The organism is Rodentibacter trehalosifermentans (genome assembly GCF_002000545.1).
GTDB lineage: Bacteria > Pseudomonadota > Gammaproteobacteria > Enterobacterales > Pasteurellaceae > Rodentibacter > Rodentibacter trehalosifermentans.
Genome location: NZ_MLHL01000033.1, coordinates 1 through 16,175, shown reverse-complemented (window position 1 = coordinate 16,175; position 16,175 = coordinate 1). Strand labels below are relative to the sequence as shown.

Genomic DNA, 16,175 nt, shown 5'->3' with positions numbered 1-16,175 from the left:
GATAATGCAACGCAGCAAACATTTGATGCTGACCCACATCGGAGGCCACATAGGCCTCTCCCTGAGTAATACGATAAACCGCTTCCATAACTTGTTGCGGTTTGATCACCCCTGAAGTGCGGTCGAAATCCAAGCAGTTTTTGGCTTTCCATTGATTAATTTGCGCCCACCAATCTTCAAGATGATTTTGTGGACGATTTCCGCCCTCTTCGCCTAATAAGCTTAAAAATTCATCTAAGATATTTTTAGCGTTGCCCACAATAGGGATCGCCACTTGGACATTTTTAGAAATTGAAGTGGGATCAATATCAATTTGAATCACTTTTGCCTGTGGACAATATTTTTCAAGATTATTGGTAGTACGATCATCAAAACGCACCCCAATCCCTAAAATTAAATCACTTTCGTGCATGGCGTTATTGGCCTCATAAGTGCCGTGCATCCCAAGCATACCTAAGAATTGTTTATCCGTACTTGGATAGACACCTAAACCCATCAGCGATGCCGTCACCGGTAAATTTAGTCGCTGTGCCAATTGGGTTAATGCGTCACTACATTCTGCGGCAACCGATCCCCCCCCCACGAATAACACTGGTTTTTTTGCCACTAATAAGGCTTTTAGCGCTTTTTTAATCTGTCCTTTATGTCCATTCACTGTGGGATTATAAGAACGCATTTCAACAGATTTTGGATATTCATAAGGGAATTTATGGATTGGGTTGACCGTGTCTTTTGGAATATCCACCACAACAGGACCAGGACGCCCTGTTGAGGCAATATAAAAGGCTTTTTTGATGATTTCCGGAATCTCTTCTGCTTTTTTGACAATAAAACTGTGTTTTACTACGGGACGAGAAATGCCCACCATATCACATTCTTGGAAGGCATCGCTGCCAATCAAATGGCTCATCACTTGCCCTGAAATCACCACCATCGGTACAGAATCCGCATAAGCCGTAGCAATGCCGGTAATCGCATTGGTTGCTCCGGGGCCTGATGTCACTAAGACACAGCCCACTTTGCCGGTTGCTCGTGCATAACCGTCTGCCATATGAACAGCCGCTTGTTCATGACGCACAAGAATATGTTCAATACCGCTAAGGGTGTGGATGGCATCATAAATATCAAGCACTGCCCCTCCCGGATAACCAAACAAATACTCAACCCCTTCGTCACGCAGTGATTGCACTACCATTTCTGCACCGGATAATTTTTTCATTATTCACTCCTAAAATTGACCGCTCTTTTGTAATAAGTTGCAAAAGTAACCGATTGCTCAATGTGTTTTATCATACTGACAAAAAAATCTTTGTCTATAGGCTTACAACATAATAAAACAAAAATTAACAGGATAAAAATCTAAAAATAAATAAAATATCAGTTAAATATAAAAAACAAAGAACTAAAAACAAAAAAAATGCGACTTTATGCCGCATTTTATAAAAACAACAAAATTTTATTTTTTATTCTGTTTTTTTGAACTAGATCACGTTTTTAACGTTTTTTAACGATAAATACAAGTACCGCTAAAGAGATTGCTGTCGCCACAAATCCGGCTAACCCTGATTCTGTAAAGCCTACCACGACATAACCCACACAGGTTGCCGCCGCAACGGTTAAGGCATAAGGTAATTGAGTGGTAACGTGATCCATATGATTACATTTTGCCCCTGTCGAGGATAAAATCGTGGTATCCGAAACCGGTGAACAGTGATCACCACACACGGCACCTGCCATCACCGCAGAAAGGCAAGGTAGTATCAATTCCGGTGCAGTATTTGTCGCCATCGCTGCAGCAATTGGCAGCATAATACCGAAAGTTCCCCAACTTGTGCCCGTTGAAAATGCCATTGCAGCCCCTAAAACAAATAAAATTACCGGTAAAAATTGAACTGGAATATTGCCTGAAACCAAAGAAGAGAGATATTTACCTGTTTGCATATCACCCACGATTTTATTGATTGTCCAAGCAAAAAATAAAATCGCAATCGCTCCAAGCATAGATTTGATGCCTAATCCCCAAGCTTTCACATATTCGGATAAACACACCTGCCCATCTAACACAATTAAAAGGGTAGAAATAATGACCGCACTTCCCCCCCCTACGACAAGTGAAATCCCAACATTGGTATTTTCAAAAGCCCCTAAAACAGAAAATGACGAACCGGCTTCAGCAAGGGCTTGACCGCCGGTGTACATCATCATTGAAACCGTGGCGACGATTAAAACTAGAATTGGAACAACAAGATTCCGAACGTGACCTTTTACGCCCAATTCTTCTTCCTGCTCCTGAGTTTCCCGTGCCATCACCGCTTTTTCGTGACGTGCCATAGAACCAATATCAAAAGAAAAATAAGCCACAAAAAATACCATTAATAAGGCAAAAATCGCATAGTAATTCATTGAGCTCATCGCGATAAATGCTCCCATCGGTGTATATTCGGTGATAGAGTAAGTCGCCAGTAATCCCCCCACTAATGTGATGATATAAGCCCCCCAGCTCGAAATCGGCATCATCACGCACATCGGTGCGGCGGTGGAGTCCAAAATATAGGCGAGTTTCGGACGGGATACATTGAAGCGATCCGTCACCGGACGGGCAATTGCCCCTACCGCAAGGCTATGAAAATAGTCATCAATGAAAGTGATAAAAACCAACGATGCCGCTAATAATTTTGCCCCACGGCGATCCTTAATACGGGCTTGTGCCCATTCGGCAAAAGCACGATTACTTCCCGAAACGGTTAAAAGTGCGGTCAAAATACCGAGTAAAATTAAGAAGAGGACAATATTCATATTTGAATTTATTGCCCCATCGCTATAAACCAACGCAACAATATTATCTTTCAAATAAGTCAATGTCGGTAAAAGTGAAGCATTATTAAGCATTAATGCCCCCACCAAAATACCGGCGCTTAAAGAAATTAATACACGACGTGTTGCAATGGCTAAAATAATTGCCAATAAAGCGGGAACGACAGACCAAATTGAAGAAGAAAAATCGATAAGTTCCATTATGTTATACCTAAAATAAATAATGGAGAGAACGGCAGAAAATGGACTAAATGATGACCAGACCTAACCGTAGCGCTCCATAGTTAATCACTATGACAGTAACGTTCCTTTCGGATACGCCACCAACCAGCCAAAACGACTTTTAACTGATTTCGGCAATGACTCCTTTCTTTTTTCGTCATCGTTATCCACTCGGAAAAAATACTTATAGCCACTGCACCTCTACTTTTATAGGGAGTTTAAGATTACAAGAAAAAACAGAAAAAATCTAATAGTTTCTATTAAATAACTTCAATTAATCAAAGTTAAGTGACAAGTAGCATAAAACTTATAATATTAACAATTAATTTAATCGTAATTATCCTCTCATCTATTTTTTATTTAAATTTAAGGTTTACCTTCAAGATTAATTTCGTTATTATAAGCGCCGAATTTGTATTATATATATCATAGAGGTTTATTATGTCCGATTTAATTAAAGCATTTACCAATCTTCGCACTATTCGTTCCGTTTTACGCGATCTTACATTAGAACAAGCTGAAAGTTCATTAAAGAAATTTGAAGAAGCCGTTGCTGAAAAGCGTGTACAAATGGCAGAAATTCAACAAGCAGAAATTGAACGCAAAGCCCGAATTGAAAAATATAAAGAATTAATCAAACAAGAAGGCATTACCGCTGAAGAATTACAAGAAATTGTCGGTATGGCATCATCCGGTATCCGTCCAAAACGTGAAGCCCGCCCCGCTAAGTATCAATATACCGATAAAAACGGCAATCAAAAAACCTGGACCGGTCAAGGACGTACACCTCTTATTATTCAAGAAGCATTAGATGCAGGCAAATCATTGTCTGATTTTGAAATTTAATTATTCCTTTCTCAAGAACCCATAATCTTTATGGGTTCTCTTTTTTCTTTAATATTCCAAATAAACACAGCATTAATATTATGATAGAAAAAAAAATACTTCTCACCGATTGCCCTGATGATAAAGGTTTAATCGCCAAAATAACCAACATTTGTTATAAGCACCAACTTAATATTCTCCATAATAATGAATTTGTTGATTTTGAAACAAAGCATTTTTTCATGCGTACAGAACTTGAAGGGATCTTTAATGAAACCACATTATTGGAAGATCTTAAATATAGCTTACCTGAAGGGACAAATTGTCGTTTAATTAGTACACAACGTAAACGTATTGTTATTCTCGTGACAAAAGAAGCCCATTGTCTGGGTGATATTTTAATGAAAAATTATTATGGTGCATTGGATGTCGAGATTGCCGCTGTCATCGGAAACCACCATAATTTACAAGAATTGGTAGAACGTTTTAATATTCCTTTCCACTGCATCAGCCATGAAGGATTAACACGGGTTGAACACGATCAATTGCTTGCAGAAAAAATTGATGAATATGCCCCGGATTACATTGTTTTGGCAAAATATATGCGGGTGCTAAATCCTGAATTTGTCGAACGTTATCCAAACCGGGTGATTAATATTCACCACTCTTTCCTTCCTGCATTTATTGGGGCGAAACCCTACCAACAAGCCTATGAGCGTGGTGTAAAAATCATTGGCGCAACCGCCCATTTTATCAATAACGAGTTGGATCAAGGCCCAATTATTATGCAAAATGTGATCCATATTGATCACACTTATAGCGCCGATGCCATGATGCGGGCAGGAAGAGATGTAGAAAAAACCGTGTTAAGTCGTGCCCTTGATCTCGCCCTTCACGATAAAATTTTTGTTTATAAAAATAAAACGGTGGTGTTGTAATGGAAAAAATCACGCTAACCCCTATTCATTCAGTGGAAGGGACTATCAATCTTCCCGGCTCAAAAAGTTTATCGAATCGTGCATTGCTCCTTGCCGCCCTTGCCAAAGGCACAACAACCGTCACCAATTTGCTTGATAGTGATGATATTCGCCATATGTTAAATGCCCTAAAAGCACTTGGCGTAAATTATCAGCTTTCTGAAGATAAAACCCTTTGTGAAATTGAGGGATTAGGCGGCACTTTTCATGTACAAAACGGGCTTTCACTTTTTCTGGGCAATGCCGGTACGGCTATGCGTCCTTTAACTGCCGCACTTTGCTTGAAAGGTAAAACAGCAGGTGAAGTAATTCTCACCGGCGAACCACGCATGAAAGAGCGTCCCATTCTTCATTTGGTTGAGGCGCTTCATCAAGCCGGTGCTGAGGTGCGTTATTTAGAAAATGAAGGCTATCCGCCTCTTGCTATTCGCAACAGAGGGATAAAAGGGGGGAAAGTCACCATTGACGGTTCCATTTCATCGCAATTTTTGACCGCACTTTTAATGGCAGCACCTCTTGCCGAAAACGATATGGAAATTGAGATTATCGGTGATTTGGTTTCAAAACCTTATATTGATATTACACTTGCCATGATGAAAGATTTTGGTGTAGAGGTCGAAAATCATGGATACCAAACTTTCCATATCAAAGCAAATCAACAGTATATTTCACCGGGTAAATATTTGGTGGAAGGTGATGCATCTTCTGCTTCCTATTTCTTAGCCGCCGGTGCCATTAAAGGCAAGGTGAAAGTGACCGGTATCGGTAAAAACTCTATCCAAGGTGACCGCCTATTTGCAGAAGTATTGGAAAAAATGGGCGCTAAAATCACTTGGGGGGAGGATTTTATCCAAGCCGAAAAAGCAAAACTCCATGGCATTGATATGGATATGAATCACATTCCCGATGCAGCGATGACTATTGCGACTACCGCACTTTTTGCACAAGGGGAAACCACCATTCGCAATATTTACAACTGGCGTGTCAAAGAAACAGACCGTCTTGCAGCCATGGCAACGGAATTGCGTAAAGTCGGCGCAGAAGTAGAAGAAGGGGAAGATTTCATTCGAATTCAACCTTTACCATTAGATCAATTCCAACATGCGGAAATTGCCACTTACAACGATCACCGTATGGCCATGTGTTTTGCTTTAATCGCCCTTTCAGATACGGCAGTGACAATCCTCGATCCCAAATGTACAGCAAAAACTTTCCCAACATTTTTTGCTGAATTTGAAAAAATTTGTGAAAGAAATGCATAGAGTGGTGATTTTGCTCCTCTTTTGCCGCGACACAAATTTAATTTTCATATTCCACTAAAAATTTGATGATAAAAGGGCGCCAAAATGGCGCCCTTGGTGTCATTAAATTTGTGTTTAATTTGTGCCACCCACCGTAATTTCATCAATTTTCAACGCAGGTTGCCCTACGCCCACCGGCACGCTTTGTCCGTCTTTTCCACAAACTCCAATGCCTAAATCCAACTCTGATTTATCGGCCACCATAGAGATTTTTTGCATCACCTCAATACCGCTACCAATTAGCGTTGCCCCTTTTACCGGTTTGGTGATTTTTCCCTTCTCAATCAGATAGGCTTCTGAGGTAGAAAACACAAATTTACCTGAGGTGATATCCACTTGCCCTCCGCCAAAATGGGGAGCATAAACACCATGATCTACCGAAGCAATTAAATCCTCAAATTTACTCTGCCCTGCTAACATATAAGTGTTGGTCATGCGTGGCATAGGCAGATGAGCATAGGACTCACGGCGACCATTCCCTGTAGGGTTCACCCCCATTAAACGGGCATTCATTTTATCTTGCATATAACCTTGCAAAATACCGTCTTTTATCAGCACGTTACATTGGCTTGGCACTCCTTCATCATCAATCGTGAGCGACCCTCGGCGATTGGCAAGCGTGCCGTCATCCACAATCGTGCAAAGTGGAGAGGTCACTAATTCGCCAATTTTTCCGGTAAATAAAGAGCTTTCTTTACGATTAAAATCCCCCTCTAAGCCATGCCCTACCGCTTCATGCAAAAGCACCCCGGGCCAACCAGCCCCCAATACAACGGGCATGAGTCCTGCCGGTGCGGCCACCGCCCCTAAATTCACCAAAGCTTGACGAACGGCTTCTTTCGCAAAATTGACCGCCCGAATATCGCCATCAACGGTTTCAAAAAACCAATCCAATCCAAATCGTCCACCGGAGCCACAACTTCCCCGTTCACGTTTGCCATCTTCTTCGACTAATACAGAAATAGACAAACGTACGAGTGGGCGAATATCTGCCGCCAATGTTCCGTCTGTTGCCATCACTAAGACTTCTTCATAAACGGCACTTAAACTGGCAGATACTCGGGTGACACGAGGATCTTCGGCTCGGGCTGTGCGATCAACTAAATGTAATAATTCAATTTTCTTTTCTTTCGAAAGGCTTTGAAGCGGGTTAATTGCCGCATAACGCATAATAGGATCGACCGCATTGAGCGCGGTCGGCACGATAATATTGCCTTGTTTGCTTTGCCCAATCCCTTTCACCGCATTAGCACATTGTTGCAGTGAGGCAAGATTAATTTGATCCGAATAAGCAAAACCGGTTTTCTCACCGGATACGGCACGAACACCTACCCCTCGCTCAATGTGAAAACCGCCCTCTTTAATAATGCCGTCTTCCAACACCCAATTTTCATCTTGGCTAAGCTGAAAATAGAGATCGGCATAGTCAATATGACGATGCGACATTAAATCGAAAATATTCAATAATTCTTTGGTGGATAACTGGCTTGGGGTCAGTAAACTTTCCGAAACCTGCTTTAACATATTTTTCTCCGTAAATATAAAATTTATCTCAACGTGAACTCAAAAAAGTGCGGTCAAAAAACAGCGAGTTTTTTTAGAACAAACCGCTTATAAATTTTCTAACCCAAATTGATACAAGGCATTTTTCTTATAACCGTATAATTCCGCCACAATTGCCGCCGCTTTTTTAAGGGGTAATTCTTGTGCCATTAAGCTGAGGGCTTTAATCGCCAAAGGTGAGAATTCCGCCTCACTTTCCTGCTTGGTTTTGCCTTCTACAATTAATACCATTTCACCTTTAGTTCGGTTGGGATCTTCGCTCAACCATTGACGTAAATTGACTACAGTATCGCCCACAATGGTTTCCCACGTTTTTGTCAGCTCACGCGCCAACACCACATAGCGCGCTTCCCCTAACACCTCTTGCATATCGGTAAGGGTATCCAAAATGCGGTGGGTAGATTCGTAAAAAATCAACGTGCGTTCTTCTTCTGCTACCTTTTCCAGTTTATCTCGGCGGGCTTTGCTTTTTGCCGGTAAAAACCCTTCAAAACAAAAACGATCTGAGGCAATACCGGAAGCACAAAGTGCGGTAATCGCCGCACAAGCCCCGGGTAAAGGCACCACTGCAATTCCCGCCTCCCGACATTGACGAACCAAATGAAAACCGGGATCGCTAATTAAAGGGGTGCCGGCATCGGAAATTAATGCAATATTTTTCCCTTGTTTCAGTTTTTCCACCAAAACTGCGGCTTTTTCCTGTTCATTATGATCATGCAATGCAAAAAATGGCTTTTTTATGCCATAGTGACTGAGCAATAAGCCACTATGACGGGTATCTTCTGCAGCAATGAGATCCACTTGGGAAAAGGTGTCTAAGGCTCGCTGGGTAATATCTTTTAAATTACCAATAGGAGTTGCCACAATATATAAAATTCCGCTTAAATCATTCATTTTTGTTTGCTTTTAAGGTTCGAGGTCAGTAAGATCGCTCCCATTATTGACTCATCCATAACGGAGCAAAACGAATATGGCTATTCTATTACAAGGCACAGGTTTTAAAAAACGTTTAATGCCAATTTTATTATCCGTTGCATTAGCCGGCTGTTCCAATTTATTTGGCAGCAGTTTCACCGAAACCCTACAACGAGATGCCAATGCCAGTTCCGAATTTTATATGAATAAATTGGAACAAGCCCAAAATGCAGAAGATAAAGAAACCTATAAACTCCTCGCCGCTCGAGCCTTAATCAGCGAAAACAAAATCCCGCAATCAGAAGCCATTTTAGCGGAATTAGGGGAATTAAATGAGGCACAAAAACTTGATCGTTCGTTAATTGAAGCCCGTCTTTCGGCAGCGAAAGGATCAAATGAAGTCGCTGAAAGCCAATTACGTTTGATTGATCTTAAAAAACTCAGCCCTTCTCAAAAATCACGTTATTATGAAACCCAAGCGAGCATTGCAGAAAATCGTAAAGAGGTGATTGAAGCAGTGAAAGCCCGCATCAAAATGGATGAAAACCTTTCTGATGTACAGCGTCGCCAAGAGAATGTGGATAAAACTTGGGCGTTGTTGCGTTCTGCTAATTCAGGTGTAATCAATAATGCCTCAGATGAAGGCAATGCGGCACTTGGTGGTTGGCTGACGTTAATTAAAGCTTACAACGATAATCTTCGTCAGCCGGTACAATTAAGCCAAGCATTGCAAAATTGGAAATCGGCTTATCCTAACCATACGGCTGCCACCCTTTTTCCAAAAGAATTACAAAGTTTGTTAAATTTCCAACAAACCAATCTTGCCCAAATCGGTTTAATTTTACCGGTCAGTGGTGATGGTCAAATCCTAGGAAATACCATTTTATCCGGTTTTAACGATGCCAAAGGCAATTCCACCATTCCGGTACAAATTTTTGACTCCGCCACTTACTCCATTGAGGATATTCTAGTTCAAGCCAAACAAGCGGGGGTGAAAACCTTGGTTGGGCCACTTTTAAAACAGAATGTCGATGCTATTATTAACAACCCGACTACAGTGCAAGGCATTGATATATTAGCCTTAAACACCACACAAAATACGCACGCGATTAATCAAATGTGCTACTACGGCTTATCACCGGAAGATGAAGCCGAATCTGCCGCCACCAAAATGTGGAATGATGGAATTCGCCACCCGGTTGTTGCCATGCCACAAAATGAATTGGGTCAGCGGGTAGGCAATGCGTTCAATGTTCGTTGGCAACAATTAGCTTCAACCGATGCCAATATTCGTTACTATAACTTAACTGCCGATGTACCGTATTTCTTCCAAGAAAATGGGGCAAATTCAACCGCACTTTATGCGCTCGCAAACCCAGAAGAACTGGCAGAAATAAAAGGTTATTTGGCAAACAGTCTCCCGAATGTGAAAATTTATGCCAGTTCCCGAGCCAATGCTGCGGGTCATTCGACTGAATATGCGGCTCAAATGAACGGTGTACAATTCAGTGATATTCCCTTCTTTAAAGAATCCACCTCTAGCCAATATCAAAAAGTGGCAAGTTCAACCGGCAATGAATATCAACTTATGCGCTTATATGCGATGGGATCGGATGCTTGGCTATTGATTAACCATTTTAATGAACTACGCCAAGTACCAGGGTATCAATTAAGCGGTTTAACCGGGCTATTAAGTGCCGGTCCAAGCTGTAATGTAGAACGTGATATGACGTGGTTCCAATATCAAGGTGGGCAAATCGTGCCGGTCGCTAACTAAATGTTTTCCTTAAAACGTCAACAAGGAGCGGGCTTTGAGCATCAAGCCCGCCTTTTTTTAGAATCAAAGGGATTGCGTTTTATTGCGGCCAATCAGTTTTTTAAATGTGGTGAACTCGATCTTATTATGCAAGATGGACAGACCATTGTGTTTGTCGAAGTCCGCCAACGTTCAAATACCCGCTTTGGTTCGGCCATTGACAGTGTCGATTGGCATAAACAACAAAAATGGCTTGATGCCGCCAATCTTTGGCTTGCCAAGCAAAATCTCAGTTTAGAAGATGCCGACTGCCGTTTTGATCTCATCGCTTTTGGTAAAAATGCACAAGAGATTCAATGGCTTCCTAATTTTCTTGATTAATTTAATTTTCAATGATGTTACAACAAGTTAAAGATATTTATAGCGAAAGCATACAAATTCAAATTTCCGCCTCCAGTTTGCTCACGGAAAATATTGCCAATGCAAGCCAAAAGGTGATTCAATGCTTACTTAGCGGCAATAAAGTGATTGCCTGTGGTATTGCACGCTCCTATGCGAATGCTCAATTTTTAGTGTCTAATCTCCTAAATCGCTATGAGATTGAACGCCCAAGTTTTCCCTCTGTGCTACTCAGCCTAGAAAGTGCGGTCGGATCTTCATTAGTTTTTGATCACTCACCGGAAAATCTCTATCAACATCAATTTAACGCCATGGCAAAACCCGGTGATTTGCTCATTGCCTTTGCCCCATTAGGCTCGGAAAAAACCGTGCTCAACACCATTGCCAATGCGGTAAGCAAAGAAATTCGCGTGATTGCACTTACCGGTTCAAATAATGATGCTATTCAAGGCTTATTGGCAGAACAAGATTTGGAAATTTCTATTCCTACCCATAAAGAAAGCCGTATTTTAGAAAATCATTTATTTGTAATTAATGCTCTTTGCGAACTCATTGATCGCACATTATTCCCAAGAGTTTGATAGAATGTTCGTTATCATTAAACTATCCCACGATTTCTTTGACTAACCGAGGGATTTATTTCACTAAAGGAGTAACAAATGACACTCACCCCCTTAAAAAAACTGGTATGTATTTTAACGGCTTCAATCCTGTTACAAGGCTGCGTTGCCGCAGTTCTTGGCGGTGCGGCAGCCGGCACAAAAGTGGCAACCGATCCCCGCACCATGGGAGCCCAAGTTGATGATGAAACCCTTGAATTTAAAGTGGAAAATGCCCTAGATAAAGATGAGCAAATCAACGCAGAAGCCCGTGTAAATGCTGTCTCTTACAGTGCTCGCATCTTGTTAATCGGTCAAGTGCCAAGTGAAAGCACCAAATCCACCGCCACCGATCTTGCCAAAGGGGTGGAAGGCGTCACCGATGTTTATAATGAACTACGCATTAGCCCTAAAATTTCTATTGGACAAATCAGCAAAGATAGTTGGATCACCACACAAGTCAAATCCAAAATGCTAGTGGATAATCGGGTGAAATCAACAGATGTGAAAGTCATCACCGAAAACGGCGAAGTTTTCTTATTAGGTAATGTCACACAAGCCCAAGCTGATGCGGCCGCTGAAATTGCCAGTAAAATAAGCGGTGTACAGAAAGTGGTGAAAGTGTTTAAATATTTGAATTAATTATCTCCCACCAGTATGGTTTTACCTATCAAAGTGCGGTCAAAAAACACCCTGATTTTTAACCGCACTTTTTCATTTTTTCAAGTAAAAAATTCTCCTATTTACAATTTTCGGAAAAGTATTTGTTTTTAAATAACTTACCTTTTGTCAATCATTTTAACAGAAAATTTATCGCTTGATCCTAACAAAAAAACACATTATCTTGTGTGCCGTTTATTTCCTAACACTATATCTTGTGTTTAAAAAATATCATAACAATAACAGGGCTCGTACTATATGAACAAAAGTTTAATGGTGACAAAACGTGATGGATCACAGGAACAAATCAATCTTGATAAAATCCACCGAGTGATTACTTGGGCGGCTGAAGGATTAGAAAATGTTTCCGTTTCTCAAGTGGAATTACGTTCTCATATTCAATTTTATGAGGGGATTCGCACTTCCGATATTCATGAAACCATCATCAAGGCAGCGGCAGATTTAATCAGCAAAGATACGCCAGATTATCAGTATCTTGCCGCCCGTTTGGCGATTTTCCATTTACGTAAAAAGGCTTACGGTCATTTCGATCCGCCTCGTTTGTATGATCACGTCAAAAAACTCGTGCGTATGGGCAAATATGATCATGCCCTTTTAGACGACTACACCCGTGAAGAATGGGATGAAATGGACGGTTTTATCGATCATTGGCGTGATATGACTTTTTCCTATGCCGCAGTCAAACAGCTGGAAGGGAAATATTTAGTACAAAACCGTGTCACCGGTGAGATTTATGAATCCGCCCAGTTCCTTTATTTATTGGTTGCCGCGAGTTTATTTTCTAAATATCCGCAAGCCACCCGCTTGGACTATATCAAGCGTTTCTACGATGCGACCTCTACATTTAAAATTTCCTTGCCAACCCCAATTATGGCAGGTGTGCGTACCCCAACCCGCCAATTCAGTTCTTGTGTGCTAATTGAATGTGGTGATAGTTTGGATTCCATTAACGCCACCGCCTCAGCCATTGTGAAATATGTTTCCCAACGTGCGGGAATTGGCGTGAACGCCGGTGCAATTCGTGCTTTAGGCAGTGAAATCCGTGGCGGTGAAGCTTTCCATACAGGCTGTATCCCTTTCTACAAATATTTCCAAACCGCAGTGAAATCTTGTTCACAAGGTGGCGTGCGTGGCGGTGCGGCGACAGTTTATTACCCATTATGGCACTTAGAATCTGAAAGCCTCCTTGTGTTAAAAAATAACCGTGGTGTGGAAGATAACCGTGTTCGTCATATGGACTATGGTGTGCAATTAAATAAATTAATGTATCAACGCTTAATTAAAGGCGGTGATATCACCTTATTCAGTCCTTCCGATGTACCGGGACTTTACGAAGCGTTCTTTGCGGATCAAGACAAGTTTGAAGAACTTTATGTCAAATATGAGCAAGATCCAACAATTCGTAAACGCACGGTCAAAGCCGTAGAAATTTTCTCGCTATTAATGCAAGAACGTGCCTCAACCGGTCGTATTTATATCCAAAATGTGGATCACTGTAATACCCACTCACCGTTTGATCCGCAAGTGGCGCCGGTACGTCAATCTAACCTTTGTTTAGAAATTGCCCTACCGACCAAACCGCTTGAGCATATTCATGATGAAAACGGGGAAATCGCCCTTTGTACCCTTTCTGCCTTTAACTTAGGCAAAATTGAACAGCTTGATGAATTAGAAGAACTCGCCGACCTTGCCGTGCGTGCATTAGATGCGTTATTAGATTACCAAGACTACCCGGTTGCGGCAGCAAAACGCAGCTCGCTTGCCCGCCGTTCTTTAGGTATTGGGGTGATTAACTATGCTTACTACTTAGCGAAAAACGGCGTTCGCTACTCTGACGGTAGTGCCAACGATTTAACCCACCGCACCTTTGAAGCTATTCAATATTATCTATTGAAAGCCTCAATGAATTTAGCAAAAGAACAAGGGGCTTGTGAATATTTCAATCAAACCACTTACTCACAAGGTATTTTACCGATTGATACCTATAAAAAAGATTTGGATTCCCTCACCCAAGAACCGTTGCATTATGATTGGGAAAGTTTGCGTAAAGATATTCAAGAATTTGGCTTGCGTAATTCTACCCTCACCGCATTAATGCCGTCAGAAACCTCATCACAGATCTCTAATGCCACCAATGGTATTGAGCCACCGCGTGGTCATGTGAGCGTGAAAGCCTCAAAAGACGGTATCTTAAAACAAGTGGTGCCGGATTACGAAAACTTAAGCGAGCAATACGAATTACTTTGGGATATTCCAAGCAATGACGGCTATCTACACTTAGTGGGCATTATGCAAAAATTCGTGGATCAAGCAATTTCCGCCAATACCAACTACGATCCAAAACGCTTTGAAGACGGTAAAGTACCAATGAAAGTATTGTTAAAAGATTTATTAACCGCTTACAAATACGGCTTGAAAACCCTTTACTACCAAAACACCCGTGACGGCGCCGAAGATGCACAAGAAGATCTTGATGACGGCTGTGCCGGTGGGGCTTGTAAAATCTAAAGATAGAAGTAAGGAGAGCATCATGGAATGTAATAAAGGTCATCAATATGCAGAACTATTGTCAACCTTACCAGATAGTCAGAAAATCTCAGATGGAAGGCACTTATGTGCAGGGTGTGCCTATGATGAGGGACATTCAGATGGTTTTGCTAATAATCCAAGACGGAGTATTAACGATCTAAAACTACCATATAGTCAAGCGGGGACTGGAAGGCATAAGTCTGCTCGAGCAGCTTATGAACTAGGTTATTCACACGGTCAACAAAAATATAACGGAAAATAAAAATGGCATACACAACCTTCTCACAAACTAAAAACGATCAACTCAAAGAACCGATGTTCTTTGGTCAAAATGTCAACGTGGCACGTTACGATCAACAAAAATACGAAACTTTCGAAAAATTAATCGAAAAACAACTTTCTTTCTTCTGGCGTCCGGAAGAGGTGGATGTGTCGCAAGATCGTATCGATTACGCCGCATTGCCAGAACACGAAAAACATATTTTTATCAGTAATTTAAAATATCAAACGCTATTGGATTCCATTCAAGGCCGTAGCCCGAATGTAGCATTATTGCCATTGGTGTCCATTCCGGAATTAGAAACCTGGATTGAAACTTGGACATTCTCTGAGACCATTCACAGCCGTTCTTACACTCACATTATTCGTAATATTGTCAACGATCCGTCAATCGTTTTTGATGATATCGTCACCAATGAAGAAATCATTAAACGTGCAAAAGATATTTCCTCTTACTATGACGATTTAATCCGTGACAGCCAACTTTATGGTTTATACGGTGAAGGCACTTACACGGTAGATGGCAAAGAATGTGTCGTCACATTACGCAACCTCAAAAGACAGCTTTATCTTTGCTTAATGAGTGTCAATGCCCTTGAAGCCATTCGTTTCTATGTGTCTTTTGCTTGCTCTTTTGCCTTTGCAGAACGTCAATTAATGGAAGGGAACGCCAAAATCATTAAATTTATTGCCCGTGATGAAGCCTTGCATTTAACCGGGACACAGCATATTTTAAATATTATGGCAGCCGGTCAGGACGACCCTGAAATGGCAGAAATTGCCGAAGAATGTAAACAAGAAGCCTACGATTTATTCCTCGCTGCAGCGGAACAAGAAAAAGAATGGGCAGATTATTTATTTAAAGACGGCTCTATGATCGGCTTAAATAAAGACATTTTGGTGCAATATGTGGAATATATCACCAATATCCGTATGCAAGCCGTTGGCCTACCGTTGCCTTTCCAAGCCCGCTCAAACCCAATTCCTTGGATTAATGCCTGGTTGGTATCTGATAACGTGCAGGTGGCGCCGCAAGAAGTGGAAGTGAGTTCTTATCTTGTAGGGCAAATTGATTCTAAAGTCGATACCAATGACTTTGGTGATTTTGATCTTTAATTAAAAAATAAGGGGCTGACGTAGATTAGCCCTAAATTCCACACCATTTTCGCAACATTTTAAGTTGCTCTTTTGGTGTTCCAAAGTTAAACCGAAATTCACATTCCTTCAAGAATAAGGGAAAATTTTTTCGGTCGATTCCATTATATTTTCGGAGTATCCGCTTGGCTTGGCTCCAAAAATTTTCAATGCCGTTAAT

At 41.3% G+C, this 16,175-nt stretch carries 14 protein-coding genes, 1 pseudogene and 1 riboswitch; of the genes and pseudogenes, 10 read left to right on the top strand and 5 right to left on the bottom strand.

Features of this window, described 5'->3' with window-relative positions; genetic code table 11:
• Together ilvB and BKK52_RS06705 are read right to left on the bottom strand one after the other, a co-directional pair.
• Positions 1–1,219, bottom strand: a 1,219-nt coding sequence (gene ilvB, locus BKK52_RS06710) for a biosynthetic-type acetolactate synthase large subunit (RefSeq protein ID WP_077478309.1), incomplete at its 3' end; no start/stop codon positions are given.
• A 275-nt stretch (positions 1,220–1,494) separates the two neighbouring features.
• The gene (locus BKK52_RS06705; RefSeq protein WP_077421745.1) at positions 1,495–3,015 is read right to left on the bottom strand and encodes a Na+/H+ antiporter NhaC family protein; all 1,521 of its coding nucleotides are present in this window, start codon (positions 3,013–3,015) and stop codon (positions 1,495–1,497) included.
• A 62-nt stretch (positions 3,016–3,077) separates the two neighbouring features.
• Positions 3,078–3,248: riboswitch (Lysine riboswitch) on the bottom strand.
• A gap of 229 nt (positions 3,249–3,477) precedes the next feature.
• Here BKK52_RS06705 and BKK52_RS06695 point away from each other — a divergent pair.
• The 3 genes from BKK52_RS06695 (at position 3,478) to aroA (ending at position 6,100) form a co-directional block, all read left to right on the top strand.
• The gene (locus tag BKK52_RS06695; protein ID WP_077421746.1) at positions 3,478–3,882 is read left to right on the top strand and encodes an H-NS family histone-like protein; all 405 of its coding nucleotides are present in this window, start codon (positions 3,478–3,480) and stop codon (positions 3,880–3,882) included.
• Positions 3,883–3,962: 80 nt separating this feature from the next.
• Complete coding sequence (purU, locus tag BKK52_RS06690; protein ID WP_077421747.1) at positions 3,963–4,799, top strand: formyltetrahydrofolate deformylase; 837 nt, start codon at positions 3,963–3,965, stop codon at positions 4,797–4,799.
• On the top strand, positions 4,799–6,100 hold the full coding sequence (gene aroA, locus BKK52_RS06685; RefSeq protein ID WP_077421748.1) for a 3-phosphoshikimate 1-carboxyvinyltransferase: 1,302 nt from the start codon (positions 4,799–4,801) through the stop codon (positions 6,098–6,100). Before purU ends, aroA begins: the two co-directional genes overlap by 1 nt.
• 114 nt (positions 6,101–6,214) lie before the next feature.
• Here the strand turns inward: aroA and tldD are convergent, their stop codons facing one another.
• Positions 6,215–7,663 (bottom strand): metalloprotease TldD, encoded by a 1,449-nt coding sequence (tldD, locus tag BKK52_RS06680; protein WP_077478307.1) that lies wholly within the window; start codon positions 7,661–7,663, stop codon positions 6,215–6,217.
• Between the two features lie 87 nt (positions 7,664–7,750).
• On the bottom strand, positions 7,751–8,596 hold the full coding sequence (rsmI, locus tag BKK52_RS06675; RefSeq protein ID WP_077478305.1) for a 16S rRNA (cytidine(1402)-2'-O)-methyltransferase: 846 nt from the start codon (positions 8,594–8,596) through the stop codon (positions 7,751–7,753).
• 76 nt (positions 8,597–8,672) lie between these two features.
• On the opposite strand from rsmI, the gene BKK52_RS06670 reads away from it, so the two are divergent.
• From BKK52_RS06670 to nrdB, 7 genes are all read left to right on the top strand, one after another.
• Complete coding sequence (locus BKK52_RS06670) at positions 8,673–10,394, top strand: penicillin-binding protein activator (protein ID WP_077478303.1); 1,722 nt, start codon at positions 8,673–8,675, stop codon at positions 10,392–10,394.
• A complete protein-coding gene (locus BKK52_RS06665; RefSeq protein ID WP_077415319.1) occupies positions 10,395–10,754 on the top strand; it encodes a YraN family protein in 360 nt (119 codons plus the stop codon).
• A gap of 14 nt (positions 10,755–10,768) precedes the next feature.
• A complete protein-coding gene (locus BKK52_RS06660) occupies positions 10,769–11,353 on the top strand; it encodes a D-sedoheptulose-7-phosphate isomerase (RefSeq protein WP_077478312.1) in 585 nt (194 codons plus the stop codon).
• 78 nt (positions 11,354–11,431) lie between these two features.
• A complete protein-coding gene (dolP, locus tag BKK52_RS06655) occupies positions 11,432–12,013 on the top strand; it encodes a division/outer membrane stress-associated lipid-binding lipoprotein (protein ID WP_077478301.1) in 582 nt (193 codons plus the stop codon).
• A gap of 276 nt (positions 12,014–12,289) precedes the next feature.
• Entirely contained in the window at positions 12,290–14,560 is a 2,271-nt protein-coding gene (nrdA, locus tag BKK52_RS06650; RefSeq protein ID WP_077421754.1) for a class 1a ribonucleoside-diphosphate reductase subunit alpha, read from the top strand.
• A gap of 22 nt (positions 14,561–14,582) precedes the next feature.
• On the top strand, positions 14,583–14,843 hold the full coding sequence (locus BKK52_RS06645; RefSeq protein ID WP_077421755.1) for a hypothetical protein: 261 nt from the start codon (positions 14,583–14,585) through the stop codon (positions 14,841–14,843).
• A gap of 2 nt (positions 14,844–14,845) precedes the next feature.
• On the top strand, positions 14,846–15,976 hold the full coding sequence (nrdB, locus tag BKK52_RS06640) for a class Ia ribonucleoside-diphosphate reductase subunit beta (protein WP_077421756.1): 1,131 nt from the start codon (positions 14,846–14,848) through the stop codon (positions 15,974–15,976).
• Between the two features lie 31 nt (positions 15,977–16,007).
• Here the strand turns inward: nrdB and BKK52_RS06635 are convergent.
• Positions 16,008–16,175, bottom strand: a pseudogene (locus BKK52_RS06635) (IS1595 family transposase); the annotation flags it as partial.

Excerpts from the sequence above, each read along its gene's own strand:
- BKK52_RS06705 (WP_077421745.1), bottom strand. The coding sequence starts at position 3,015 with ATGGAACTTATCGATTTTTCTTCTTCAATTTGGTCTGTCGTTCCCGCT.
- BKK52_RS06695 (WP_077421746.1), top strand. The coding sequence starts at position 3,478 with ATGTCCGATTTAATTAAAGCATTTACCAATCTTCGCACTATTCGTTCC.
- purU (WP_077421747.1), top strand. The coding sequence starts at position 3,963 with ATGATAGAAAAAAAAATACTTCTCACCGATTGCCCTGATGATAAAGGT.
- aroA (WP_077421748.1), top strand. The coding sequence starts at position 4,799 with ATGGAAAAAATCACGCTAACCCCTATTCATTCAGTGGAAGGGACTATC.
- tldD (WP_077478307.1), bottom strand. The coding sequence starts at position 7,663 with ATGTTAAAGCAGGTTTCGGAAAGTTTACTGACCCCAAGCCAGTTATCC.
- rsmI (WP_077478305.1), bottom strand. The coding sequence starts at position 8,596 with ATGAATGATTTAAGCGGAATTTTATATATTGTGGCAACTCCTATTGGT.
- BKK52_RS06670 (WP_077478303.1), top strand. The coding sequence starts at position 8,673 with ATGGCTATTCTATTACAAGGCACAGGTTTTAAAAAACGTTTAATGCCA.
- BKK52_RS06665 (WP_077415319.1), top strand. The coding sequence starts at position 10,395 with ATGTTTTCCTTAAAACGTCAACAAGGAGCGGGCTTTGAGCATCAAGCC.
- BKK52_RS06660 (WP_077478312.1), top strand. The coding sequence starts at position 10,769 with ATGTTACAACAAGTTAAAGATATTTATAGCGAAAGCATACAAATTCAA.
- dolP (WP_077478301.1), top strand. The coding sequence starts at position 11,432 with ATGACACTCACCCCCTTAAAAAAACTGGTATGTATTTTAACGGCTTCA.
- nrdA (WP_077421754.1), top strand. The coding sequence starts at position 12,290 with ATGAACAAAAGTTTAATGGTGACAAAACGTGATGGATCACAGGAACAA.
- BKK52_RS06645 (WP_077421755.1), top strand. The coding sequence starts at position 14,583 with ATGGAATGTAATAAAGGTCATCAATATGCAGAACTATTGTCAACCTTA.
- nrdB (WP_077421756.1), top strand. The coding sequence starts at position 14,846 with ATGGCATACACAACCTTCTCACAAACTAAAAACGATCAACTCAAAGAA.